Annotated in this window: 23 protein-coding genes; 12 read left to right on the plus strand and 11 right to left on the minus strand. The window is 59.7% G+C overall.

Annotated elements, in window-relative coordinates:
- Positions 1 to 131: 131 nt before the first annotated feature.
- The 3 genes from GKR99_11730 to puuE form a co-directional block, all read right to left on the minus strand.
- Positions 132 to 1,481, minus strand: coding sequence for a purine permease (locus tag GKR99_11730; protein NKB28181.1), 1,350 nt, complete (start codon positions 1,479 to 1,481; stop codon positions 132 to 134).
- A 91-nt stretch (positions 1,482 to 1,572) separates the two neighbouring features.
- On the minus strand, positions 1,573 to 2,052 hold the full coding sequence (locus tag GKR99_11735; protein NKB28182.1) for an ureidoglycolate lyase: 480 nt from the start codon (positions 2,050 to 2,052) through the stop codon (positions 1,573 to 1,575).
- On the minus strand, positions 2,049 to 3,470 hold the full coding sequence (puuE, locus tag GKR99_11740; GenBank protein NKB28183.1) for an allantoinase PuuE: 1,422 nt from the start codon (positions 3,468 to 3,470) through the stop codon (positions 2,049 to 2,051). The genes GKR99_11735 and puuE overlap by 4 nt, the downstream gene beginning before the upstream one ends.
- A 58-nt stretch (positions 3,471 to 3,528) precedes the next feature.
- Here puuE and uraH point away from each other — a divergent pair, with 58 nt between their 5' ends.
- On the plus strand, positions 3,529 to 3,882 hold the full coding sequence (uraH, locus tag GKR99_11745) for a hydroxyisourate hydrolase (GenBank protein ID NKB28184.1): 354 nt from the start codon (positions 3,529 to 3,531) through the stop codon (positions 3,880 to 3,882).
- Positions 3,883 to 4,294: 412 nt separating this feature from the next.
- Complete coding sequence (locus GKR99_11750) at positions 4,295 to 5,536, plus strand: cysteine desulfurase (protein ID NKB28185.1); 1,242 nt, start codon at positions 4,295 to 4,297, stop codon at positions 5,534 to 5,536.
- A 163-nt stretch (positions 5,537 to 5,699) separates the two neighbouring features.
- On the opposite strand, the gene GKR99_11755 is transcribed toward GKR99_11750, so the two are convergent.
- Positions 5,700 to 6,266 (minus strand): L,D-transpeptidase family protein, encoded by a 567-nt coding sequence (locus GKR99_11755; GenBank protein NKB28186.1) that lies wholly within the window; start codon positions 6,264 to 6,266, stop codon positions 5,700 to 5,702.
- Between the two features lie 479 nt (positions 6,267 to 6,745).
- On the opposite strand from GKR99_11755, the gene GKR99_11760 reads away from it, so the two are divergent.
- Both GKR99_11760 and GKR99_11765 read left to right on the plus strand, forming a co-directional pair.
- On the plus strand, positions 6,746 to 7,465 hold the full coding sequence (locus GKR99_11760; GenBank protein ID NKB28187.1) for a thioredoxin domain-containing protein: 720 nt from the start codon (positions 6,746 to 6,748) through the stop codon (positions 7,463 to 7,465).
- A gap of 164 nt (positions 7,466 to 7,629) precedes the next feature.
- Complete coding sequence (locus tag GKR99_11765; protein NKB28188.1) at positions 7,630 to 8,070, plus strand: TrgA family protein; 441 nt, start codon at positions 7,630 to 7,632, stop codon at positions 8,068 to 8,070.
- A 126-nt stretch (positions 8,071 to 8,196) separates the two neighbouring features.
- Here GKR99_11765 and GKR99_11770 read toward each other — a convergent pair whose 3' ends face one another.
- Together GKR99_11770 and ppsA are read right to left on the minus strand one after the other, a co-directional pair.
- Positions 8,197 to 10,248 (minus strand): hypothetical protein, encoded by a 2,052-nt coding sequence (locus tag GKR99_11770; protein NKB28189.1) that lies wholly within the window; start codon positions 10,246 to 10,248, stop codon positions 8,197 to 8,199.
- Positions 10,249 to 10,494: 246 nt separating this feature from the next.
- Complete coding sequence (gene ppsA, locus GKR99_11775; GenBank protein ID NKB28190.1) at positions 10,495 to 12,870, minus strand: phosphoenolpyruvate synthase; 2,376 nt, start codon at positions 12,868 to 12,870, stop codon at positions 10,495 to 10,497.
- Between the two features lie 140 nt (positions 12,871 to 13,010).
- On the opposite strand from ppsA, the gene GKR99_11780 reads away from it, so the two are divergent.
- A complete protein-coding gene (locus tag GKR99_11780) occupies positions 13,011 to 13,391 on the plus strand; it encodes a hypothetical protein (GenBank protein NKB28191.1) in 381 nt (126 codons plus the stop codon).
- A gap of 284 nt (positions 13,392 to 13,675) precedes the next feature.
- On the opposite strand, the gene GKR99_11785 is transcribed toward GKR99_11780, so the two are convergent.
- The gene (locus tag GKR99_11785; protein ID NKB28192.1) at positions 13,676 to 14,164 is read right to left on the minus strand and encodes an Hsp20 family protein; all 489 of its coding nucleotides are present in this window, start codon (positions 14,162 to 14,164) and stop codon (positions 13,676 to 13,678) included.
- 153 nt (positions 14,165 to 14,317) lie between these two features.
- Here GKR99_11785 and GKR99_11790 point away from each other — a divergent pair, with 153 nt between their 5' ends.
- The 3 genes from GKR99_11790 to GKR99_11800 are packed head-to-tail and all read left to right on the plus strand — an operon-like array spanning position 14,318 to position 16,375.
- Positions 14,318 to 15,508, plus strand: a complete 1,191-nt coding sequence (locus tag GKR99_11790) for a hypothetical protein (GenBank protein NKB28193.1) — start codon at positions 14,318 to 14,320, stop codon at positions 15,506 to 15,508.
- Between the two features lie 14 nt (positions 15,509 to 15,522).
- On the plus strand, positions 15,523 to 15,954 hold the full coding sequence (locus tag GKR99_11795) for a DUF2267 domain-containing protein (GenBank protein ID NKB28194.1): 432 nt from the start codon (positions 15,523 to 15,525) through the stop codon (positions 15,952 to 15,954).
- A gap of 43 nt (positions 15,955 to 15,997) precedes the next feature.
- Positions 15,998 to 16,375, plus strand: a complete 378-nt coding sequence (locus GKR99_11800) for a DUF3775 domain-containing protein (protein NKB28195.1) — start codon at positions 15,998 to 16,000, stop codon at positions 16,373 to 16,375.
- 151 nt (positions 16,376 to 16,526) lie between these two features.
- Here the strand turns inward: GKR99_11800 and GKR99_11805 are convergent, their stop codons facing one another.
- Positions 16,527 to 17,243 (minus strand): hypothetical protein, encoded by a 717-nt coding sequence (locus GKR99_11805; GenBank protein ID NKB28196.1) that lies wholly within the window; start codon positions 17,241 to 17,243, stop codon positions 16,527 to 16,529.
- Between the two features lie 125 nt (positions 17,244 to 17,368).
- Here GKR99_11805 and GKR99_11810 point away from each other — a divergent pair, with 125 nt between their 5' ends.
- The gene (locus tag GKR99_11810) at positions 17,369 to 17,710 is read left to right on the plus strand and encodes a hypothetical protein (protein NKB28197.1); all 342 of its coding nucleotides are present in this window, start codon (positions 17,369 to 17,371) and stop codon (positions 17,708 to 17,710) included.
- A gap of 19 nt (positions 17,711 to 17,729) precedes the next feature.
- Here GKR99_11810 and GKR99_11815 read toward each other — a convergent pair whose 3' ends face one another.
- Genes GKR99_11815 through GKR99_11825 form a run of 3 tightly spaced genes read right to left on the minus strand, consistent with a single transcriptional unit; the run spans position 17,730 to position 22,022 of the window.
- Positions 17,730 to 18,941, minus strand: a complete 1,212-nt coding sequence (locus GKR99_11815) for an HlyD family efflux transporter periplasmic adaptor subunit (protein ID NKB28198.1) — start codon at positions 18,939 to 18,941, stop codon at positions 17,730 to 17,732.
- A 4-nt stretch (positions 18,942 to 18,945) separates the two neighbouring features.
- The gene (locus tag GKR99_11820) at positions 18,946 to 21,309 is read right to left on the minus strand and encodes an FtsX-like permease family protein (protein NKB28199.1); all 2,364 of its coding nucleotides are present in this window, start codon (positions 21,307 to 21,309) and stop codon (positions 18,946 to 18,948) included.
- A 5-nt stretch (positions 21,310 to 21,314) separates the two neighbouring features.
- Positions 21,315 to 22,022: an ATP-binding cassette domain-containing protein gene (locus GKR99_11825; GenBank protein ID NKB28200.1), complete on the minus strand. Its 708-nt coding sequence runs from the start codon at positions 22,020 to 22,022 to the stop codon at positions 21,315 to 21,317.
- Between the two features lie 164 nt (positions 22,023 to 22,186).
- On the opposite strand from GKR99_11825, the gene GKR99_11830 reads away from it, so the two are divergent.
- From GKR99_11830 to GKR99_11840, 3 genes are all read left to right on the plus strand, one after another.
- Positions 22,187 to 22,678, plus strand: a complete 492-nt coding sequence (locus tag GKR99_11830) for a hypothetical protein (GenBank protein ID NKB28201.1) — start codon at positions 22,187 to 22,189, stop codon at positions 22,676 to 22,678.
- A 15-nt stretch (positions 22,679 to 22,693) separates the two neighbouring features.
- Positions 22,694 to 22,906 carry a DUF2892 domain-containing protein gene (locus GKR99_11835; protein ID NKB28202.1) on the plus strand — a complete coding sequence of 71 codons (213 nt, stop codon included), beginning with the start codon at positions 22,694 to 22,696 and terminating at the stop codon, positions 22,904 to 22,906.
- Positions 22,907 to 23,044: 138 nt separating this feature from the next.
- Complete coding sequence (locus GKR99_11840) at positions 23,045 to 24,073, plus strand: BMP family ABC transporter substrate-binding protein (protein ID NKB28203.1); 1,029 nt, start codon at positions 23,045 to 23,047, stop codon at positions 24,071 to 24,073.
- Positions 24,074 to 24,087: the final 14 nt, after the last annotated feature.

Below are 24,087 nucleotides of genomic sequence, written 5' to 3' on the forward strand. Positions count from 1 at the left end.
TTTGGTTCCGTGCACAATGGGGGGCTGGCGCCTGACTGCGTCAGACGGGCTTGGCCCTGCACAAGTTGGCGCATGAAAAAAAACCCCCGGTGTCCGGGGGCCTTTGGTGTTTTCAGTGCTTTGACGTTTTGTCAGTCAAGCTCCTCCGGCAGGATCAGGTTCAGCACGATCGCGATGACCGCTGCGGGCAGCAGGCCCGAGGTCAGCAGGATCTTCATCGTGGTCCCAAGGAAGGCCATCGCGTCCGGCACCTGTTGCAGCCCAAGGCCGATCGACAGCGAGATCGCGAAGATGATCATGTTGCGCCGGTTCCAGTTCACGTCCGACAGCATGTTGATGCCTGCCGCTGCGACCATGCCGAACATGACGATGACGCCGCCGCCCAGAACCTGGATCGGGATCGTATTGACGATCGCCCCGACTTTGGGAACCAGCCCGGCCCCGATCAGGAACAACGCCCCAATGGTGACCACATGACGGCTCATCACGCCGGTCATGGCGATCAGACCGACGTTCTGGCTGAACGAGGTGTTGGGCAGGCCGCCGAAGATGCCGGCGACGGCTGTTCCGACGCCGTCTGCGAAGGTTGCACCCTGAACCTCTTCATCCGTTGCTTCACGGTCCGCGCCACCCTTGGTGATGCCCGAGGTGTCGCCGACCGTTTCAATGGCCGAGATGAAGGCCATCAGGCACATACCGATGACGATGGCTCCGTTGATTTCGAAGCCGAAGGCGAAGGGCTGGGGCAGGGCAAACCACGAAGCGTTGCCGATGCTGCCAAAGCTGACATCGCCCATCACGAAGGCCAGGATGTAACCGGCGATCAGACCGATCAGGACGGCTGCGACAGAGAGGAAGCCTTTGGCATAGAACTTGATGCCAAGGGTCACCACGATCACCACCAGCGCCTGCGTCCAGTTTCCGATGCCGCCCCATGTTTCCTTGCTGCGGTTGAAGTCTCCGGCACCGCCTGCGGCGTATTCAATACCGACCTTGATCAGCGCCAGACCGATCATCAGCACGATCAGCCCGGTGATCAGCGGCGGCAGCGCAAAGCGGATACGCTTGATGAACAAGCCGATGATGAAGTGGAAGATGCCGCCAATGATGACGCCGCCCATCAGCCCGGCAAGCCCGGCGGTGCCAGCCCCCACCATGGCCGGGATCATCACCGGCAGGAAAGCGAAGGACGTGCCCTGAACGATGGGCAGCTTGGCCCCGACCGGGCCGATGCCGATGGTCTGGATCAATGTGGCGATGCCCGCAAAGAACATCGACATCTGGATCATGTAGATCAGCGTGCCGACATCGGGTGAACCAAATCCAAAGCCCGCGACACCCGCGATGATGATCGCCGGTGTAACGTTGGAAACGAACATTGCCAGCACATGCTGGATGCCCAGCGGGATCGCCTGTCCCATTGGAGGTGTATAGTTTGGATCGCGCAGCTGCTCTGGCGTTCCGATCGATGCGTCGGCCATGTCTGTCCCTTTGGTTGTGCCCGCAAAGCGGCCAGGTTTTTGTGCGGCTACACGAATAGGTCGCGTGCCAACATCTCGTTGTCGGCGAAAACTAGCCGACTATATAGGGCTTTGGGAAGTAAAATTCTTCCAGATTGTCGCCTGTACCGATCCGGTCGATAACCGCAAACAGGCCCGGCGCATGCAGCGGGGTCAGGACGCCGTGCCAGGTGCCCCGGTGGAAATTGATCCCGGTGTGGGGCGGAACCTCGAACGCGCTGGGGCGACCGGGCTGTCCGCCGATGTCTTCGGCGACGATCACCAGCCAGGGATGTTCCGACATGGGCACGAACGCCTGAGAGCCTTCCGGATGCCGCTCGACCAGGTCCTGCGCAAAGGGCACGGCGCGCGCAACTGCCCGGAACAGACTGATCCCGGCGCGCCCTTCCGCAAAGTCGAGCGTTGCCAGATCATGCCAGCGCCCACATTTGCCCTGATTGATGATTTTCGTAGGCTCGCCAGTGGCTTGCAGGATGTCGCCAAAGGGCGCGAACGCCTTTGACGTCAGCGGCTCGATGGCGATCTTCGTCACGGCAGCAGGTCCATCAGACGGAACTCGGCAATGCGTTCGACCTGTCGGCAAGCCTCGGCGAATTCGGTGTCGCGGGTGTTGTTGATACGGCGCTCGAATGCGGCGAGGATGCCCGCCTTGTCGTGGTCGCGCACGGCAATGATGAAGGGGAAGCCGAACTTTTCTGTGTAGGCGGTGTTGAGGCGGGTAAAGGTGGCGTGTTCGTCCGCCGTCAGCGCATCAAGGCCGGCGCTGGCCTGTTCCGAGGTGGATTCATCCGTCAGCCTTTTTGCCGCCGCCAGTTTGCCAGCAAGATCCGGATGGGCGGTCAGGACGCCCAGACGTTCGCCCTGATTCGCGGTTCGGAATGCCCGGCAGAGGACGTTGTGCAGGCCCGTCGCGCTGTCATGGGCCGGGCCGAGTTCTAGCGCATGGGCCCGTTCGGCAACCCAGGGCGAGTGTTCGAAGATGCCGCCATAGGCAGCGACGAAGGCATCCTTATCCATTTGGGACGGGCTGGATTGGGGCTGATAGGGGTGGGTTGCGCGCCAGTGGTCCGCAACCTCAAGCCGGGTCGGGAACCAGACGTCGGCGTGGCCCAGCGCATAGTCGATGAACCGTTGCACCGCCGCAGCCCGACCTGGTCGCCCGGCCAGGCGGCAATGCAGGCCGATGGACATCATCTTGGCCGATCCGGCCTGTCCTTCGGCATAGAGCACATCAAAGCTGTCCTTGAGGTAGGCATAGAACTGATCGCCCGAGTTGAACCCCTGCGGCGTGGCAAAGCGCATATCGTTGGCGTCCAGCGTATAGGGAACGATCAGAGCGGGTTGATCGCCAAAGTTAATCCAATACGGAAGCTCATCCGCGTAACTGTCTGCCAGGTAATCAAACCCCGCCTCGGCCCCCAGGCGGACGGTGTTCGTCGAGGCACGGCCTTGGTAGAACCCGCGCGGGCGTTCCCCGACGACTTCGGTGTGCAGCGCGATGGCTTTCGCAATGTGGTCGCGTTCGTCCGCTTCGGAAAAATCCTTGTATTCGATCCACTTAAGCCCGTGGGTCGCAATCTCCCACTCTGCTGCCTTCATCGCGGCAACCTGTTCCGGCCCGCGCGCCAGCGCCGTCGCGACGGCAAAGACCGTCGGGCGAATCCCGGCAGTGGTGAACATCCGGTGCAAACGCCAGAAACCGGCGCGCGCGCCGAAGTCATAGATCGTCTCCATGTTCCAGTGGCGCTGACCGGGCCAGGCGGCGGCGCCGACGATTTCGGACAAAAAAGCCTCGGACGCAGCATCGCCATGGGCAATGGAGTTTTCGCCACCTTCTTCATAATTTACAACGAATTGCACGGCGATCTTCGCGCCATTTGGCCACTTCGGATCGGTTGAATTTGGCCCGTGGCCGCGAAAATCTCTGTCGTAACGCATGTATCTATCCATCTTGACGCGCCCCCATGGGGTGATAGCCCTTTCTTAGATGTGCAAAGCGGAGGCGTCCATGACCGGTTATCTTACCACCCACGTGCTGGACACGGCGAACGGCTGCCCAGCCGAGGGGATTACGATCACGCTCTACCGGGTCACGGGCAACAGCCACCGGAAGATCGGTGAAGCGGTGACAAATGCCGATGGCCGGACGGACGTGCCGATTCTGCCGGAAGATAAATTTGAGACAGGCACTTACGAGCTGTTCTTCAACTGCGCTGACTACCTCAACAAGGTTGGAACACCGCCCGAAGATCCCCGTTTCCTGTCCGAGATCCCGATCCGTTTCGGCATGTCCGAGGCCGACCACTACCACGTGCCGCTGCTGCTTTCGCCGTTCGGTTATTCGACGTATCGGGGCAGCTGATGCGTTTGGCTCGTTTCGGTGCCGCTACGATCGTTCTGGTTACCGTAATACTGGCCATTCTATTTCTCATGGATGATGAGAATTTGCGGTCTGAGGAGCCGGCGCCTCAGACGCTGAACTTTGGTCAAGTGATCTATGTTGATGACGGGTTTTGCGACGGTTGGCGTGTGCGTGAAGTGACCGGAGCCACACCAACCACGGAACGAACGAGGCGCTGCGTGGAATATCCGTGGGTCAAGCTGATGTCGCATCGGTTTGTTCACGGGACAGAAGCGCGTTTCGGCAGAATGTACGCTCTGCTAGTGATAATTGGTTCAGTCGCAGGAGGATTGGCTGCGATCGGGTCTGTTTGGAAGTTTTTGAGATCGTTCGGCAAACGGACTTAGACAAGCGCGGGAGGCTGGGACAAAAAATGCAGGACCTTGCAATCATGTGGGAATGGCTGGCCTTTGCGGTTCGCTGGATCCACGTCATCACGGCGATCGCCTGGATCGGGTCGTCGTTCTATTTCATCGCATTGGATCTTGGCCTGAACCGGTCCATCCCCGGCCCGGCAGATGGCGAGGAATGGCAGGTTCACGGGGGTGGGTTCTACCACATCCAGAAATACCTCGTCGCGCCCGAAGCCATGCCCGAGCATCTGACCTGGTTCAAATGGGAAAGCTATGCCACCTGGTTATCCGGGGCGGCGATGCTGGCGGTGGTGTACTGGGTCGGTGCCGAGATGTTCCTGATCGACCCTGCGGTTGCCGATCTGGCACTGTGGCAGGCGATCCTGATTTCCGCAGGCTCTTTGGCTGTCGGCTGGATCATCTATGATTTCCTTTGCAAGTCGCCGCTGGGTGAAAGCCCGACAACTCTGATGGTTCTGCTGTTCGTTCTTTTGACCGTGATGTCATGGGGTTACACGCAGGTCTTCACCGGGCGCGCGGCGCTGTTGCACCTGGGTGCCTTCACCGCGACGATCATGTCCGCAAACGTCTTTTTCATCATAATGCCGAACCAGAGGATCGTCGTGGCGGACCTGCAGGCGGGGCGGGAACCGGATGCCAAATACGGCAAGATCGCCAAGCTACGTTCGACCCACAACAACTATCTGACGCTGCCGGTCATCTTCCTGATGCTGTCCACGCATTACCCGCTGGCCTTTGCGACCGACTTCAACTGGATCATCGCCAGTCTGGTGTTTCTGATGGGTGTGACGATCCGGCACTGGTTCAACACGCATCACGCAAAGAAGGGGAACCCGCATTGGACGTGGTTCGTGACGGCAGCTTTGTTCCTTGCAATCATGTGGTTATCGACCGCGCCGATGGCAGAGGAGGAGGATCGCGCGCCAACAGCCTCGGAAACAGCGTTTATGCAGGTCGACAGCTGGGAGGATGCGCGCAATATCGTGCAGGGGCGCTGTTCGATGTGTCACGCGGCCGAACCGTCCTGGGACGGGCTGCACCGTGCCCCGAAGGCTGTGCATCTAGAAACTGATTTGCAGATCGCGGCGGCTGCGAAAGAGATCTATCTGCAGGCTGCCGTCACCCATGCGATGCCGCCCGCCAACCTGTCGTTCATCGAACCCGAGGAACGGGCGCTGTTGCGGCAGTGGTATCGCGATGGTGCGGGCGTTTGGGGCAAACAGCTTGCGCTGGGGGGCTGAGGCGCCATCGTGACCGACTGAACGTTATCGGAAAAGCTTACGCCCGGTGCGCGCCCTGTTTTGGGCAGGCGTTCGCGTAATGTCGCCAGTAAAGGACGCGGTGCGCGCAACAAAAAAGGGCCACCCAATCGGGCGGCCCCTGTTCTGATCAGTCGTCCCGGTGTCAGACGACGATAACCTTGGTGCCGATCGCGGTCCGGTCATACAGATGCGTCACATGCTCGTTGATCATGCGGATGCAGCCGTTTGACACGGAAGTTCCGATCGAGCGTGGCACGGTCGTGCCGTGGATGCGGAAGAAGGTGTCGGCGCCGTTCTGGAACAGGTACAGCGCGCGCGCGCCCAGCGGGTTCTTCGGGCCACCGGGCATGCCATCGGCCCATTGGGCGTAATTCTCAGGCTCACGTCGGATCATGTCCTGGGTCGGGGTCCAGCTGGGCCATTCTTTCTTGGCGCCGATCACGGCCGTCCCTTTGAATTCAAGTCCGGCGCGTCCAACACCGACGCCATAGCGTACGGCTTTGCCCGGCTTTTCGCCGACGTGATAAAGGAAATGCTTACCTGTCACGATGATGATCGTGTTGGTCGCGATATCCTTGTCGACGCGCACTTCGCGCGGATTGAACTTCTCGGGCAGTTTGAAAGCTGACTGGGCAGTGGCTGATCCAGCCGTGGCGGCAACAAGCCCGGCCGCCCCTGACGCGACAAGCGCCTCTCTACGTGTAAACATCTTCTACGTCTCCTGTTTCGCAGGTTTGCTGTCACAACTGCTGTCTTGGCCGGCGGCGCTGCGCATCCGTTTCGGGTATCCCCACACCGCTTTTACTGATTTCCCGAACTTATGCAGCGTCTAAATGCGCAAAAACATGCCTGTGTTGCGCAGTTGCCAAAGTCTTCACGCAGTGTTGATGCGCAGTGCGCGGCGCTTGATCGGGGTAGGGCGGCAGGCAAAACATTGTTTCCGGTTCGGGGACAATCATCACCGAACTGCTGAATTTACCTTCTATTTCAACGCGCTATGGGGTCTTCTGCGGGTGTCACTGCATCGCGATGGCCACCCTGCGGTGCCTGTTTTGCGCATGTTGGCGGGAAAATTGCCGCCAAGCCGTGTCAGAGGCTTCTGCACGCCGCGATAATAGGGGATAGAGTGAACCGGAACGCCATCACGGCGACCCATAGGGGGCGCCACATAAGAGAGTTGGAAACCTGATGTATCGACTGTTTGCCGCTTTATTCGTAACGATTCTTGCAATTGCGCCGGTGCATGCACAATCGCTGACCACGGAAGATGTGAAGCGGTTGGTTCTGGAAACAATACTCGAAAATCCGGAAATCGTGATGGAAGCGGTGGCGATCCTGCAACAGCGCGAACAGGCCGAACAGGCCGCAAGTGCCGCGGCCGCGCTGGTCGAGAATGAAGAGCTGTTGTTCAATGATCCGCAGGCAGAGGTTCTTGGAAACCCGGACGGAGACGTCACGGTTGTCGAATTCTTCGACTACAATTGTCACTTCTGCCGTGAATCCAGCGAGGCGGTCGCCAGCTTGCTTGAAAGCGACCCGAACGTTCGGTTGGTCATGCGCGAGTTTCCGATCCTCAGCGAAGGGTCGGTCGAGGCCGCGCGCGTGGCGCTGGCGGCGCGCAATCAGGACGGGTACGAGGCGTTTCACTGGGCGCTGATGTCGATGAAGGGGCAGGCGCAACTGGCCAGCGTCTTAAAGCTGGCCCGCGATAACGGCCTGGACGTTGATCAGCTGCGCGTGGACATGAATGCGCCCGAAATAGATGAGCACATCGAAAATTCGCGTGCGCTTGCGGCGGCGCTTGGCATCAGCGGTACGCCCAGTTTCGTTGTCGGCAACACGCTGGTTCCGGGCGCGGTGCCGCTGGAGCAATTGCAGCAGATCATCGCGCAGGAACGTGAAAACTGATAGGCGCGGACCCTGCAAATCCAGCGGCGTTCGATTGCCGCTCGTGTCGCCGCGCTGTTGCGGTGGGGCCGGGATTAGTTAACCGGAGTTTTCAGCGGGGCTTGCGCGACCGGCGTTCCTGACGGAAAGTCACTGCGAAACAGGGGTGCAGGGGTTTTCGCACAATGCCAACCGCCGCAAAGCTTATCGGGGCCGCCGCATTTGCAGTGCTGGCGTGGCTTGTGTCCGATATGGTCATGGGCGTGCTGCCGGAAGGGACACCGGCCAAGTGGCTGCACGAGGTTAACACTGCGTTCGGATTTCTGATGGGTTGGCGTATCATGGGGCCGCGTTCCGGTGACGGGGTGGTGCGGGCCGTTGGCGTCGGCCTCAGCACGGTGCTGGCGACGCTGTTCTGGTGCCTGCTGGCCTGGGGTGGCTATCAGATGACCCTGAATTCGACGCGAATGCGGTATGGCGGCCCGGTCGAGGCCTTGCAGGATATGGTTGCTTTGATGGTGGAATATCTGTTCATGATTGCGACCGCGCCGATCATTGGCGCCATTCTCTTGGGCGGAATGTTCTGTGGTTTCCTGGCCGAAATGGCAGCGAAGCGCTGGTCCTGATGGGGCGTCGGACGTGGGCAGAGCATGAATGGATCGCCAGACCAGCGGGGCCGGTCTTGCGCGCGCTTTTGGCGCGCACCGGGCGCAGGCGATTTCGATAGCGGATCAGGTGTTCCGAATAGCGCTTTAGAAGAAATCGTCCCATGTGGTGTCGAACAGGATCAGCGCCTCGGCGTTCAGGGCGGTGATCTGGACACTTTGTGTCCCGTCGATCCAAACCGTCTCAAACGAAAATGCCGATCCGGTGTTGGTGCCGGCCAGATGTGCCGCAAGCGCGGGGGCAAGGCTGTTGGTTCTGTCGCTGTTGAAGATGAACTCGTCCCCTTCGTCTAGGTTGAAATCGCGAACGATATTGCGGCCTTGCGTGGCCACGAATGTATCGGCACCCGTGCCGCCGATCAGATCGTCCTGGCCATTCCCGCCGACCAGGACGTCATCGCCAGGGCCACCAACCAGTGAATCGTTGCCATCGCCGCCCAACAGAACATCATCACCCATCAGCCCGACCAGACGATCATTTCCGCCCGCGCCCTCGATCCGGTTTGCGCCGGAATTCCCGAGGGCGTGGTTACGCAGGTCGTTGCCGAAAATGTCCAGATCATCCCCACCCAGCAGGGCGATTGCATTCAGTTTGTCACCCATCTGCGAAGATGTGCCGACCCAGATCCGTTCCCAGCCATTGCCGCCGGTGACGTGTGCCAGCCCGGCTCCGCCGGTGTCGACCCAGCTTTCCAGCGCATGTGCCGATCTGGTTTCAACGCTGGCGAAGCCGAATGTCTTGTCGTCGAAGACGACCCATTCAAACTCGCTAAGGCGGGTTCGGGCCGACCCGGTTTCCACGATCAGCGTCGCGCCCTCCCACCGGGTGGCATAGGCGTTGAGGCTGGCTGCGAAAATCGCGGTACCCTCGCCCGGCCCGCCGATCAGGCTGTCGTAGCCGACCGAGGTTCGCGCGGTATCATCGCCAGCGCCCAGATCGACATAATCATTTCCAGGCCCGGTGATCGCCGTGTCAGGGCCGCCTTTGAGGTGCAGGGTCGCGCCGTATTCATGGGCGGTGACCGTTTCCGCCCGAATGGTGCCGTCCACAATGCGAAAGGTGACGAGGTTGGCGGCGGCCTCGGTCGGGGCGCCATAGTTGGTGCCCTCGTTCACGAAGAGTGTTGGGGCGAGGTAGCCCTCCTCAGGGCCCGAACGGATTGAGCTGTCGACGACCACGGTATTGTGCTGGTCCCGCCCGCCGTGGAAGTTGATATCCCGGTTGGTTTTGGCGACGTGGAGGTCGTTGCCGGTGGCCGAGGTATAGCTGGCAAAGGTGACCGCATGGCGCATGTCCATGATCGTAAGGTCGCGAAAGCTGCTGTCCTGAACATCGCGGATCCACAGGCCATAGCCGTTGCCGCCAATGCCCTTGTTCACGGCCCCGTCGATGGTGATGTCGCGCGCTGTCAGCCCAGTGCTGTCCGCCACCGTGATCCCGTGTGAGGCGGCATCCTGGATCGAGATATCGAACAGCGTTGCGTTTGCCGTTCCGCCGATCATGATCATCGTACTGCCCATCGCCTGTGGCGCGGTGTTGGAAAAATCCGAAGCCTCGGCGGTGCCCCAGCCGCCGCGGATTGTAATCCCGCTGAGCGTGTTGCCGTCGATGATTTGGCGATCTTCAACCGTCGTATAGGCGGGGTCGAAATCGAAGGCCAGCGGGGTTTCAAACTCGACCCGGTTGCCCTGAACGACTGTTACTTTGGTCAATGTGGTGCGCAGGTTCTTGTCCTGCTGCCAGACCTGATCGCCGATTTCGGCAAAGAAGGCGGCGGTGTTTTCCTGGGTGAAATAGAGGTAATCGCCCACCTGCGCCCCGTGGCCCTGACCCAACACCGCCGCAGTCGCACCGGCCCTTGCAGGGGCTGCCAGTTCATAGGTGTCGCCGATTTGCGGGTGATGCAGGGCGTGGCCAAGCTGGATCGCGGGCGCGTTGCCGAGCGTGGGGTGGGCGATGATCGTCGTCTGCGCGCTGCCGGCCCCGACCAGCGAGATATCGTCGCGATCAATGACCACGGTTCTGTTGAAGACAAAGGTGCCCGCTGCCAGATGGATCGTGGTTTCACCGACCGCCGCGTCGATGATGCCCTGCAACGTCGCCGCGTCTGTGTTCGGGTCTACAAAAACGTCCTGCATGTCCGCCTCGGTCGGGAAATCTACCCTAAGTTGTATCAAATCCCCCGAGGCAGCCCGAGTCAGATAAATCCCTATCTGCAGGAATCCCCGCAGGCGAGTTTTGGCTTAGATTTTGTGGGAGGTTGGCCCGGTAACTGGGACAGTGCGGCCGACATTACCCGCAGATGACGTCGCGCTTGCGGTTTCTTGGCGACACAAAGAAAAGCGTGGAAAAATGAAGCCTTACGACAGGTTACAGAGGATGCATCATGCCTGTTTTTCAGCACGCGCGACGTTGGCCTTAACGGCTGCAAAGACATCGGGAGTGACCGAGATGGAATCAATTCCGTAGTCGACCAGCAGTTTGGCAAACTCAGGATCGTTGCTTGGTGCCTGACCGCAGAGGCCGACTTTTGCGCCAGCTGCGTGCGCCCGCGTGATCACTTCGCGGATCATCCATTGCACGGCCGGGTCACGTTCCTGAAACAGTTGGGCCAGTTGCTCGGAATCCCGGTCCACGCCCAGGGTCAGCTGCGTCAGATCGTTAGAGCCGATCGAAAACCCGTCGAAGCGTTCGGCAAATTGTTTGGCCAGAATGACGTTCGAGGGCACTTCGCACATGACGTAGACCTCCAGCCCGTCTTTGCCCCGCTCCAATCCGTTTTCGGCCATGACCTCCAGCACATTGTCGGCTTCTTCTACGGTGCGGCAGAAGGGGATCATCACCACCACGTTGGTAAAGCCCAGCCGCCCCCGGAGGCGTTGAATGGCGCGGCATTCCAATGCGAAGCCATCCTTGTAAGCGTCTGAGTAATAACGGGAGGCACCGCGAAAACCGATCATCGGGTTTTCTTCGTCCGGTTCGAATGCGCGCCCGCCCAGAAGGTCAGCATACTCGTTGGACTTAAAGTCGCTCATCCGGACGATGACAGGCTTGGGGAACTGTACGGCGGCGATCCGCGACAGGCCCATGGCCAATGTCTCGACGAAGTAATCGGCGCGGTTGCCGTACCCTTTGGTCAGATCATCAATCTGTTGACGCTCGGCCGGGTCTGTCAACTGATCGAAACGCGTCAGGGCCAGCGGATGCACCCGGATTGTGTTGCCGATCACGAACTCCATCCGCGCCAAGCCGACGCCATCGGCGGGCAGTCGCCACCACCGCGCCGCCGCTGCCGGATTGGCCATGTTGAGCATGATCGCTGTGCGCGTGTCGGGCATCTGGCCGAGGTCGATGTCTGCAACCTCGACCTCGGCGATGCCAGCGTAAACATGGCCTTCTTCACCCTCAGCGCAGGAAACGGTGACGTCTTGCTGGTCATGCAGCACATGCGTTGCATCGCCGGTTCCGACGATGGCCGTCAGGCCGAGTTCGCGACTGACGATTGCAGCATGCGAGGTGCGCCCGCCGTGGTCAGTGATGATCGCCGAGGCGCGCTTCATGATCGGAACCCAGTCGGGATCGGTGATGGCAGTCACCAAGACTGATCCATCGATAAACTGGTCGATGTCACGCGGCGATTCCAACATGCAGACCTGTCCGGTGGACACTGCACTGCCAACGCTGAGCCCGGTCAGCAAGCGCTTGCCGGTGGAAGTCAGCGTATAGGATTTCAGGGCCGACACGTCAGCGCGTGACTGCACAGTTTCCGGACGGGCCTGTACGATGAAAAGCTTGCCGGTGTCGCCGTCGCGCGCCCATTCCATGTCCATGGGCCGACCGTAGTGGTCCTCGATCGTTTTTGCCTGACGGGCCAGCGCCAGGATCTCATCCTCGCTCAGTACAAAAGCGGCGCGCTCGGACTTCGATGTCGGGACGTTCTTGGTTTGCTGCGTACCGCGCCCATAGATCATCTTGATTTTCTTGGCGCCCATGCTTCGTTCAATGATCGGCACCAGGTTCGGATCATCGAGGAAGGGCTTGTAGACCATGTATTCATCAGGGCTGACCGCGCCCTGTACGACGTTCTCGCCAAGTCCCCAGGCGGCGTTGATCAGTACCACCTTGTCAAAGCCGGATTCGGTATCGATGGAAAACATCACCCCTGACCCGCCAGTATCGGCGCGCACCATCTGTTGGATGCCGACCGACAGTGCCACCTTCTGGTGGTCAAAGCCGTGCAGCGTGCGATAGGTGATGGCCCGGTCGGTGAAAAGTGAGGCATAGCAACGCTTGCAGGCGGCAAGCAGATCAGCCGCACCGACGACGTTCAGAAAGGTTTCCTGCTGGCCGGCGAAGCTGGCGTCAGGCAGGTCTTCGGCTGTCGCGGACGAGCGCACGGCCACCGACGGAGCCTTGCTGCGGATACGCTGGCCCAACTCGGCGTATGCAGCGCGGATGTCATCCTCAAGCTCTTTCGGCCAGGCAGCACCGATGATCATCTTTCGGATGCGTGCACCTGTATCCTGAAGCGTCTGGTTTCCGGTGTCGTGGTCGTCCAGCGCCGCTTTGATCCGGTCGAACAGGGCATTCTGGGCAATAAACTGGCGGTAGGCCCCGGCCGTGGTGGCAAATCCCGCCGGGACGCTGATGCCCTTGGGCTCCAGATTGGCCACCATTTCACCTAACGAGGCGTTTTTGCCGCCGACCAGCGCAACATCGCCCTTCCCGAGCGATTCAAACCACAAGACGTTCTTTCCCATCGCCCCACTCCGAAAATCCTCATCACGAGGGCAGAGTAGGTGGCGAAAAACAGCGGCGGATTGATCCGGATCATCTTTTGCGCGGTGACTTGGGTGATCTTCACCACGACCCGAGACACCCGATGAACGGAGAGCTGACAATGACCAAAAGTGACCTTGAAGCTCTGGCAGAAGAAATCGAACGCTTGCCCGAGTATGACCCAGCCCTGACCCGACGCGCGTTTGATCTGGTCGAGATCGCCATGCCGCAGGTTGATCGGCAATTGATCGAAGCCGATGCTTTGGGAACCGTCGATGCGGTGGTCTTGCTGATCGACCATGAATTCCCTGGCTGGTCGCTGCGCATGGATGGCATTGCCAACGAAAGGAATGGCCACTGGCATTGCACGCTACGCAGATCGACGACACGCGACAACGACGCCTTCATCGGCATCGGCAAGGGACCGAAGCTTTCAAACGCATTGATCGGGGCGTTGCTGAAATCCCTGGCGCGCAAGGCAAAGGCAGCAACCTCAATTTGATCCACGAAGTGGTTGTTGGGCAATGCGTGACTTCAATGAGTGACGGCATTGGCCAAACCAGGTCATACGTCTGAAGGTGCACGGGGCAGACAGTTCATCGCCCGCTGACGAATACGACCAGATATCTGGTGCGCGACCCAGTGCCGTGGATCTGCGCAATTCTGTGATGCGCATCAACTATGCAGCGGGTCGCACCACTCACGCGGGCGCCGAGACGATTATTGCCTATGTCGATGCGCAAGGTCTGTCGCCGGAGCGGCGGATCGAAACAGACCCACGGGCGGCTATTTCGACTTGATTTCGATTTTCTGAGTCGTCGATTTCGCTTCTGCGGGTTTTCCAATTTTAATTCGCAGAACGCCGTCGGCGAATTTCGCGTCGATTGCGTCGCCCTCGGGGTCAAAGCCAAGGTTGACCCGGCGACTGAAACTGCCGTAGCGCCGTTCGACCAGGTGGTAATCTTTTTCGTCTTCCCGACGGTCGCTGCTTTTTTCGCCTTTGATCGTCAGGACGCCGCCCGTCACCGAGACGTCCAGATCGGATTCTTTCGCGCCTGGAATTTCGGCCGTCATCTCCACCATCTCGTCAGATTCAGCGACGTCCAGCGCAGGCATGAGCGGCATGTTCGACGGCCAGCCATAAGCTTCGTCGCCGTCGGTTGAGTGATGGCGAAGGCGATCGAAGACGTTGTCGAATTCATTCTGAAGTGTCTGAAAGATGGAATACCGCGACGGTTCGGTCGTTGGTGTTGTGCGAATTGAATTGCGTGCCATTTGTGCCTCCGGAATGAAAGGGCGCCGGTTTGGGCGGCGCGGTTGATCTTATCACGAAAATAGCTGTTGCGATTGCACCGTGATTGATCCGCATCAAAATTTTTCGACCAACTTGCGATAATTCTGTGCCGAGTGAACTCGCAGGAGGGGGACATGACGGGCAAATGCGTTTTATTCGGTTTGGTGGCGCTTTGGCTTACCGCGACCGCCGCGGTCGCCGATAGCGTTTCCAATAGCCATGGCGGTGACGACTACGTCGCAGGCAGTGGAATCAATGAGACATTTCAGGGCAGTCGGGATATTTTTGCGGCCGGAAATTCGGTTGCCGTAAAAGGGACATCCGGCAGCGATGCGCATGTCGTCGGCTTCGATGTGGATATCGATGCAACGACCGGAGCAGACCTGTACGCAGCAGGTGGTGCGGTGACTGTGCGCGGTACAGTGGGCGAAGATCTGACCGTCAGCGGGTTCTCGGTCCGAACTGCAGAAGGCGCTGTAACCAGCGGAAATGCCAGGCTATTTGGCGGCACGCTGACGATTGACGGACCCGTCGAAGGGGCGCTGACCGCGATGGGCGGCGAGGTGATCCTGAACGCGCGCATAGCGGGCGATGCCTGGTTGGTCGCGGATACCATTCGATTTGGCCCTGATGCGGAAGTCCTGGGACAGCTACGATATTCTTCGGACGCGCAGATTGACGTGCCTGGGGACGTCGCCGCACCGGACCGGGTCCAATTCACGCAATTGAAAAAGCTGGATCTGGTCAGCGATATTCACGGCGGCTGGGCACGGCCCGAATTTCCGATCTTGCCTTCGTTCATTTCGCTTTTCTCGGGGTTTTTGATCACGTTGCTTTTGATGGTTGTCATTGGCGCGATCCTTCTGTCATTCGCGCCGAAACTGGTTGAGCGTACGCGCGCCCCAATTGCGCAAAGCCCCGGGCGCGCGTTTCTGATCGGCATTATCGGTTTGTCCATGCTGTTTGGTCTGGTGCCGATCACGGCGCTTACGATTGTAGGATTGCCATTGGTGCCTATTCTAATTCTGGCAATCATCCTTGCGTGGATGCTGGGGTATCTGCTGGGAATTTATGCGATTGCAATAAAGGCATTGCACGTATTTGGGCAAAAGACGGATCTGTCGAACATCGCCCGACTGGCCGCTTTGGCCGTCGCGATTGTCGTAATTACCATTCTCAATTTCATTCCGTTTGTCGGGTGGGTGGTCAATTACACGGTCGTCCTGCTGGGGCTGGGTGGTATGACGACGGTTTTGTTCAATCGAATACTGGGCAAACCGGGATTGGCCCGTGACGTCGATATGAAACCGATCGAAGACGAGTGAGGAAGGGCAAAGCCATGTCTGCCAAGGGATTGGAAGTGATCGACCACACCGTGCAGCAAACCCACGAATGGGTAAATGAGCTGATCGAGCGGTTGGACTGGATCAGTCACCGGGACGCATTGCGTTTGTTGCGGGTGACGCTGCATGGAATTCGCGATCATCTGAAACTGGATGAAACCGCGCAATTCGCAGCACAGCTGCCGTTATTGATCCGGGGGATGTTTTTTGAAGGCTGGGTGCCAAAGAATACGCCGGTCAAACAGCGCCATGCGGTGGATTTCGTAGCGGCAATTGAATCTCAGGTGGGTGACGTATTGGATTATCGTGGTGCCGAAGACATCGCCACGGTTTTCAAATTATTGAACGCCAAAATCTCGCGCGGTGAAGTGGCGGACGTGCGGGCGAGTCTGCCGGGTGAAATCCGCGCAATGTGGCCGGAGGCTTGATATGGAGCGCGATGATATTGAGCTGAACATCAGTTCAGAATACATGCGACGGCTGATCGAGAAATTGCGGGCCGTGATGGGGCGCGAGGCAGAGGTTACGCCGAACCTGGGCGGCAACGAAAGCGATGATGAGGTTCCCGCGACATTGCAGGAAACGCCCGGAGATCTGCTGTTGGATGAGTTGCGCGATGAGATTGAAGCGCTCGACGTCGATGAACGCCACGAGCTGGTCGCGCTGATGTGGGTGGGGCGGGGCGACTTTAGCGCCGCGGAATGGCCCGAAGCGTTGGCCCTGGCCGAAGAACGCCATGATCGGCCAACCTCGGACTACCTGATGTCTCATCCCCGGGTTGCCGATCAGATCGCCAGCGGGCTGGAGGATCTGGGCCACGATCATATCCTGCAGGATGGCCTGTACTGAGCGATCAAGCGTCGTTCCGTGCGCTGGTCGGCAGGTTGTTGAGGCCACCGGACAGATATTCAGAGCAGCGTCAGCGCCTATGCTGGACGAAGTGAAGGCCGTGCGGGATGAAAAGTGCAAAGCCCTGCGGTGGCTGAAGCTGAAAAGATCCTCAGCCGACGAACGATTGAACGGCGGCACCTGTTGCGTAGGCGATGGTTGCCGCGATGGTTCCGATTCCGGCGGTTTCAAGTCCCGAGCGCCACCAAGGCGCCAGCGACCAGCGGCTTTTTGCGGTGCCGATGGCAAAAAACACCAACCCGGTGACCGCGATTGAGATCGGGAATGCCTGCGTCAACTCAAACAGATAGGGCACCAGCGGCACAAGACCGGCCAGCAGGAATGCGATGAAGGTGGCCAGGGCTGCGGGAAGCGGGCGCGGACTGGCCGGAGGCAGGCCGTATTCATCCACCAGCATCAGGTCGATCCAATTGTCGTGATCCCTGGCAATGGCCGTGGCAGCGGCGTCCAGCACCGGACCGCTCAGCCCTTTGAGGGCCAGAATATGGCGCAGCTCGGCCAATTCTCCTTCGGGGTTGTCGGCGATCTGCTGCGCTTCGATCTGCCGCAAACGGCGTCGATCATCTGAATCGGCCTTGGTGCCTGAATAATTCGCCGCCGCCATGGAAAATCCGTCAGCAAGCACATTGGCCAGACCAAGCGTGACGATGATTGTCGGCGAAAGCCCGGCGCCCTGCACGCCCGAAACCAGCGCAAAAGTCGTGACGGCCCCGTCGATTGCGCCGTAGATCATGTCGCGCAGATGGCCGGGGCGTTGCGGAACCGACAGGCGGTCCGCGACCTCGGCAGGGGAATGGCCATGGGTCATGGGTGCCTCCGAAAGCTCAGAGGTGATTTTGGTCCCAGGGCCCGCCTTTTGGTTGATGCAGATCAAGGCACAAAACGAATTGGCGATGATGCTTGCATGCCAAACCGCAAAAGGGGGCTATAATCATGGCTGACCAACAGACATCATCCCAAACCGGCGAAGACCGCGATCCGGACGCCGTGTCACAGACAATCGCCAGCGTTGAAGAGGCGGGTCTTGGGCCACTGGCCTGGCTGGAATTCCTGAGTGATTTCAACAGTGAGGTTTTGAGCTTTCTGGCGGAAAGGGTCAGGGAGGACGTTAAGACCCAACATGCGATCCTGCACAGCAAAGACCCCGAAGATATGCGCCATCTTCAGGCCGAGTTTCTGCAAACAGCCATCGACCAATACACCGCGGAAACCGGTAAGCTTGTCGAGATGGGTCAGGATGCGATCGCGCGGGCGCAGAAGACGCCGACCAACTGACACTTGGGTTAGCGGCTGATCACAATTCCCGGCGATCAATGATCTCGATGCCGGGCAGCATCCGGTCACTTGGGTGCAGAACGACCTGTTCACCGACCGACAGGCCCGACAAAACCTCAGCCACTTGATTGTTGCGCTGGCCGATTTCGACTGCGCGCATCGCCGCGATGCCGTCTTGGGCGACATAGACTGCCCAGCCGGTATCATTCTTGAACAGCGCACTGACCGGCAGGCGCAGCGCGTCATCAGCTTGCCATTCGATTATGCGAAGAAAGACCGAGAAGCCCGCCCCCAGACCGGGGCGTTCTTCGACTGGCGTTGTCAATGCGAAGACCGCATCAACGCGCTGTTCTTCAATTCCCAAAGCCGAGATTTTTGTGTGTGCGGTCGGTTCGATCCGCTTCAGCCGGGCCGCAAGCGGGGTGTTCCCGCCCCAGCGTTTGACTTTGGCGTTCGCATTGGGGGCGATGCGCACCGCGTCGCTGGATAGAAGATCAACGGTCAGTTCGAGATCGGCCGGGTCGCCGATGCGCAGCAGGTTTGCACCGGCCGTCACAGGGCGTTCACTGATCATCGCAATCGACAGAACCAGACCGTCGGCCGGGGCCAGCAACTGGACGCAACAGCTTTGCCCGACCTCGCCAGAGCCATTTGGTTCGATCAGCGCTGCGCGCGCGCGTTCTAACGTGCCCTCGGCCATCGCCACCCGCGCCTGTGCCGCTGCAACGCCCGCGTCTGCCGCATTCAGTTGCAGGGCCGTCGCTTCTAACTGTGTGAACGCGGCAACCGCCCTTTCGACCAGCTTCTTGGTGCGTTCGTGCTGGTTCAGCGCATAGGCCGCATCGTCCGTTGCTTTGCGCAGTTCCGTCTGGGCAACGTTCAAGGCCGCTTCCGCCTCATGTGTGGCGGCTTCGGCTTGCACGCGGCTTCGTGTATCCAGCAGGCCCGGCGCGGTGGGTTCAACAATGGCAACAATGGTTTCACCGGCCACAACCGGATCGCCGACCGCCACCGGCGACCGCATTGCCGTCCCGGTGAATGGGGCGGCAACTTCGAAGATTTCGCGAATGCGGGTTTTGCCATCAGCATCGATGGTGACCTGCATCGGGCCCCGGGTAACTTCGGCCAGGTCAACCGGGACCGGGTCGGTCTGAAAGGAAGTGTAGGCCAACCCAAGCAGAACCGCTGCGCCAACCCCGGCCAAACCAATGGTTCGTGGTTTCAATGACATGGCATCACTCCCTTGTTTTCATGACGGCCACCAGATCCAGCCGGTCCAGACGCCGCCGCACGATCAGGACAGAAGCGACCGTTGCGGCCAGCACAACCAGGCTTGCGTTAGAGTATGTCGCCGGTTTCAGCACCAGCGGAATGGAATACAGATCGCTGGTGAAGCCATCGGCCATCGCCTTGGATATCCAGGCGCCGAACAGCCAGCCAAGCGGTTGTGCCAAAAGGGCCAGCAATAGCGTCTCTCCCATCAGGATGTAAGAGACCTCGCCGCGTGTGAACCCGAGGATGCGCAGACTGGCGAGTTCCCGCGCGCGTTCCGACAGCTGTATCCGCGCGCCGTTATAGGCAACGCCGACAGTGATCAGGACCGCGATGGTGATATATATCGTGTTCATGATCACGATGTTCTCTTCGATGGTCTCGTTGAATGACCGTCTGGTGTCGGACAGCATCACCAGCCCGGCCAGTTTGGGGATATCTTTCAAGGCGCGATGCAACGCGTCAGTGCGGGTTTCGTCGAGCGCAACATTCGCAACCGAGATGCGCGGGGCTTGCCGGAACAGCGCGTTGAGGTATTCCAGATCCATATAGGCGCCGAGGCCGAAGTATTGATTGACGGTGCCTGTGACCGTCAAGGCAAAGGTTTCGCGCCGCCCCGTCAGGAATTCTGCCTCGATCACGTCGCCAGCGGTGACCCGCAATTGGTCTGCCAGCCGCTCGGACAGGACAATTCCGCCTGGTGGGGCGTTTACGATCCGGCCCTTGGCGTCGACCACGCGGCTGAGATCGGGGTTTGGCAGGCGGGCCTCGATCGCAACGTTCTTTTGGTGTGATCCGTGGTGCAGAACGGCCGAGTGGAGTTGCTGGCCTTCGACCTGAAGCGCACCTGGCAGGCGCCGCACATCTTCCAGCGTGGCAAGCGGCATGTCCTGGGCAAACAGCAGCATCACGTCCTGCCGGTTCGAGGCGTAGAACGCGTTGTCGACGATGGAGTCCAATGCGTCATTGAAGAAGGTTGATGCCACGACTGCCGCGACCGCCATGGCCAGCCCCAACGCCGTCATCAAACTGCGCAGTGGCCAACGAAGAAAACTGCGCAGGATCATGATCGTGGGCTGCGACAGGCGGGCCGAAGCCATCGCCACGTCGATTGCCGAGCGTTTGAAGTTGGGCGGGGCGGGGGGCTGCATGGCAATGGCCGGTGCCAGTCGGGCAGCAGCGAGGGCAGCGCGGGTTGCCCCCAGCACGGTAGCCAACAGGGCGGCCAGACCCGCCATGGCATAGATCCAGGGCGAGATGTTGTAGATCAGAAAGGGAAATTCGTAGAACTCGGCGAATTGGCGTGCCAGATTTCGGGCCAGCCAGGCACCGGTGCCCCAACCGATGAGAATGCCAACCACGGCAATCAACCCGGCCAGCATCAGGTAGTGCAGGCAGACCTCGACGTTGGAATAGCCGAGCGCCTTCAACAGGCCAATCTCGCTGCGTTCCAGCGCGATCACCCGTCCCATGACCATGCTGACAAGGAAGGCAGAGATGCCGAAGAAAATCGGCGGCAATATCGACGCCATGCTGCGCAGCTGGGTGATCTCGGCGCTGAGGAACGCGTCAGACGGGTGCTGCGAGCGATCATGCGCGCCCAGCCCGCCGTAGGGTTCCAGCAGCGTGTCGATCGCGTCGATCACGGGTTGCGGCTGTACGCCGCTTGTCAGTTTGACGGACAGAGAATTGAACGCCCCGGCCATATCAAACGCCGCAGCAGCGGCCCGTCGCGGCATCCAGATGATCGCATAGCCGGCGTTGTCGGGCAGCAGTGCACCGGGACCGATGGTATAGATGAACTCGGGCGATTGCACCGTGCCGACAATGCGCAACTGCCGTTTCTGGCCGTTCAGATTGATCGCAAAGCTGTCACCGGGCCGGTAGGCATGGGCGCGCGCGAAGGGTTCATTCACCAGAACGTCGAAACGGGCGGTGGCATCTGGATACTGGCCCGTCTGAAGGATCGGAACGTTCAGCAGGTGCGCGTTGTCATCAGGCAGCGCAATGATGTGCCCAACGGCAGTCACAACCCGGTCAGGCAAATCAAGGATCGCATCGCCGACGATGCCGGGTTCCAGCGACATGATACCGGGTATCGCGCGCAGCTCGGGCAGCAGGCTGTCGGGCACGCGGCGGGCCTGAACGAAGACGTCGGCGAAGCGGTTACGCTCGTAATAGGCGCGCCGGGTTTCGTCCAGGGCGCGGTACATGCCAAAGGCGGTCAGCAAGATCGCAACGCCGCAGGCCAGCACCAGCGCAATCGCCAGGGCCTGCACCCAAAGACGCCTGAAATCGCGTAACAGTTTCTTATCCAGCGCCTGCATCGCCATCACCACACGATCTCGGACGGGGCCAGAAGGGTGTCGTTTTCCTCAATTCGGCTGATTTTGCCATCCTGAAAATAGATCACCCGATGCGCCATCCGGCGAATCTCGGCGTTGTGGGTAATCACGACGGTTGTGGTGCCGAAACGGTCGTTGATGTCGCGCAGCGCCTCAAGCACCTGGACGCCTGTTGTGCTGTCCAGCGCGCCGGTCGGTTCGTCGCACAAAAGGATCTCGGGGCGTTTGGCGATGGCGCGGGCAATGGCCCCGCGCTGTTGTTCCCCGCCCGACAATTCGGACGGGAAATGGTCCATCCGTGTGCTCAATCCGACCAGTTCCAACGCTTCGGCGGCAGGCATCGGGTCGGGGGCGACATCGGTGACAAGCTGGACATTCTCGCGCGCGGTCAGGCTGGGTACCAGGTTGTAGTACTGAAAAACGAAACCGACATGATCACGCCGATAGCGGGTCAGCTGGCGGTCGGACATATCTGTTAAATCCAGATCGCGAAACCAGACCTGACCGTCAGTCACGTGATCCAGACCGCCCAGAATGTTCAGAAGCGTCGACTTTCCGCTGCCCGATGGACCCAGAAGCACCGTCAGTTCGCCACTGAACAGCGACAGATCGACCCCGGCCAGGGCAAAGACCTTCACCTCGCCAGTGTCATAGACCTTTGTGACGCCCTTGGTTCTGAAAACGGTTTCGGGCAAACGCGCGCTCCCTTTTTGCGCCAACGGGATGCCATTTTCGGCGCGGCGCGGGATTGATTTTCCTCAACCAGACCGAATTGGCCGATTTCAAAATTTGATCAGGATCAAGGTCTGCCAGCCCTGTATGTGCATTCTGGCGTTGGTTCGAAGGGGAAAGGCTCGACATGGATAAGCGTCATCAGTGGGGCCGCGGTCATCCGGCCATCCATGGGTTATCGGCAAGCATCGTGCAAAGGCTGGAGGCGACAGCCGGGCAAATCTGGGCGCGCGCAAATTCGGAATTGACTGGTTTCGGCGCAGAGGGCGCGATGCTGTTGTTGCTTAGATCAGGGCGCGTGCGTGTCCATGAAGCGGCCCATGTCGGCCCGCGGATCCGATACTACGGCGCGCAAGCCGAGGTTTCGACCATGTTGACCAATGGCTGCCTGATCGGGCAATCGCCAAAAACCGCGCGCATCTTTGCCGATACGGACATTGAGGCCACCACGATAGCGCGGGACACATTCGAACAACTGGTCGAAAGTTCGGCCGATTTTCGTGCCCTGCTGCATTGCTCTTGCAGGCAACGTCTTGCGGATCTGAGGCAACGCGGCAGCGAGCTCCAATTAAAAAACTATTCCGAACGTCGGACGCAAACACTGAAAAATCTCATCTGAGAGAGGAGAGAGATCATGTCACCGAATGTTGGAAATATCGACCGCGCAATCCGGGCGCTGCTGGGCATCGCGCTGATCACTGCGCCGCTGATCAACTTCATGCAGGTCTGGTCAAGCTCGTGGCTTAGCTATGGCACAATGGCTGTTGGCGTTATCCTGATCCTGACCGCAGCCTTCTCATTTTGTCCGGTCTATCGGCTGTTCGGCAAGCACGACATCGAAGTCTGAACCGGCACTGGCGGTCCGGCGGGCATCTGCCGGGCCACCCTAAGCACGTCGCAAAACGCAGCCCCTGGGGCCGTGAACAGCAGGCCTTTGCCTGCACCCCAGAAAGGCTTTCACCCCTGCGCAATGAAAGGATACACGATGCCGATATTTGCCAAATGCCTGCCAGTTCTTGCAGCCGCAGCACTGACCACAATGGCGGCGACCACTGTGGCCGCAGCCTTTACCGCCTGTCAGGTCACCGATACCGGCGGCATTGACGACAACAGCTTCAACCAGACCGCCTGGAAAGGCGTGCAGGATGCCCAGGCCACCTTGGGGATCAATGGTCGGTTCCTCGAATCCCAGGCCGAAACAGACTATGAAGCCAACCTGAATTCACTGGTTGGTGGTGACTGCGATGTCATCATAACGGTCGGGTTCCTGCTGGGCGATGCAACCAAAGAAGCCGCCGAAGCAAATCCGGACCAGAAATTCTCGATCGTCGACTTCGCCTATGATCCTGTGGTTCCGAACGTGCTGGGGCAAGTGTATGCAACTGATCAGGCGGCGTTCCTGGCCGGCTATCTGGCTGCCGGAATGACCAAGACTGATATCGTCGGCACGTTCGGCGGCATCAACATCCCGCCCGTGACGATCTTCATGGATGGGTTCGTGCGCGGCGTGAACCATCACAATGCCCAGAAAGGCACATCGGTCAGCGTCCTGGGTTGGGACGTTGAGAACCGCGAGGGGCTGTTCACCAACAACTTCGACAGCCTCGATGATGGGCGTGCTTTTGCACAGAACCTGTTTGACGAGGGCGCCGACATCGTTTTGCCGGTCGCCGGGCCGGTTGGCCTGGGTTCCGCAGCCCTTGCCGATGAGTTGGGCACCGATGCGCTAAAGATCATCGGGGTGGATGCGGATCTGTATTTTACTGATCCCGAAAAGCAGCACGTCTATCTGACGTCGATCACCAAGCGGATGGATGCAACTGTTCTGGCGGTGATTGAGGCGGCGATGAACGACACGTTCGAAGGCGGCCTGATTGTCGGCACATTGGAAAACGGCGGCGTCGATCTGGCCCCGTTTCATGACATGGAAGATGTGGTTCCTGACGCGTTGAAGGCCGAGCTTGACGCCCTGCGCGCTGCGATCATCGACGGTTCTGTCGACGTCAGCATGTAGGCGGCAGGGCAGGG

Source organism: Paracoccaceae bacterium (genome assembly GCA_012103375.1).
Taxonomy (GTDB): Bacteria; Pseudomonadota; Alphaproteobacteria; order Rhodobacterales; family Rhodobacteraceae; genus WLWX01.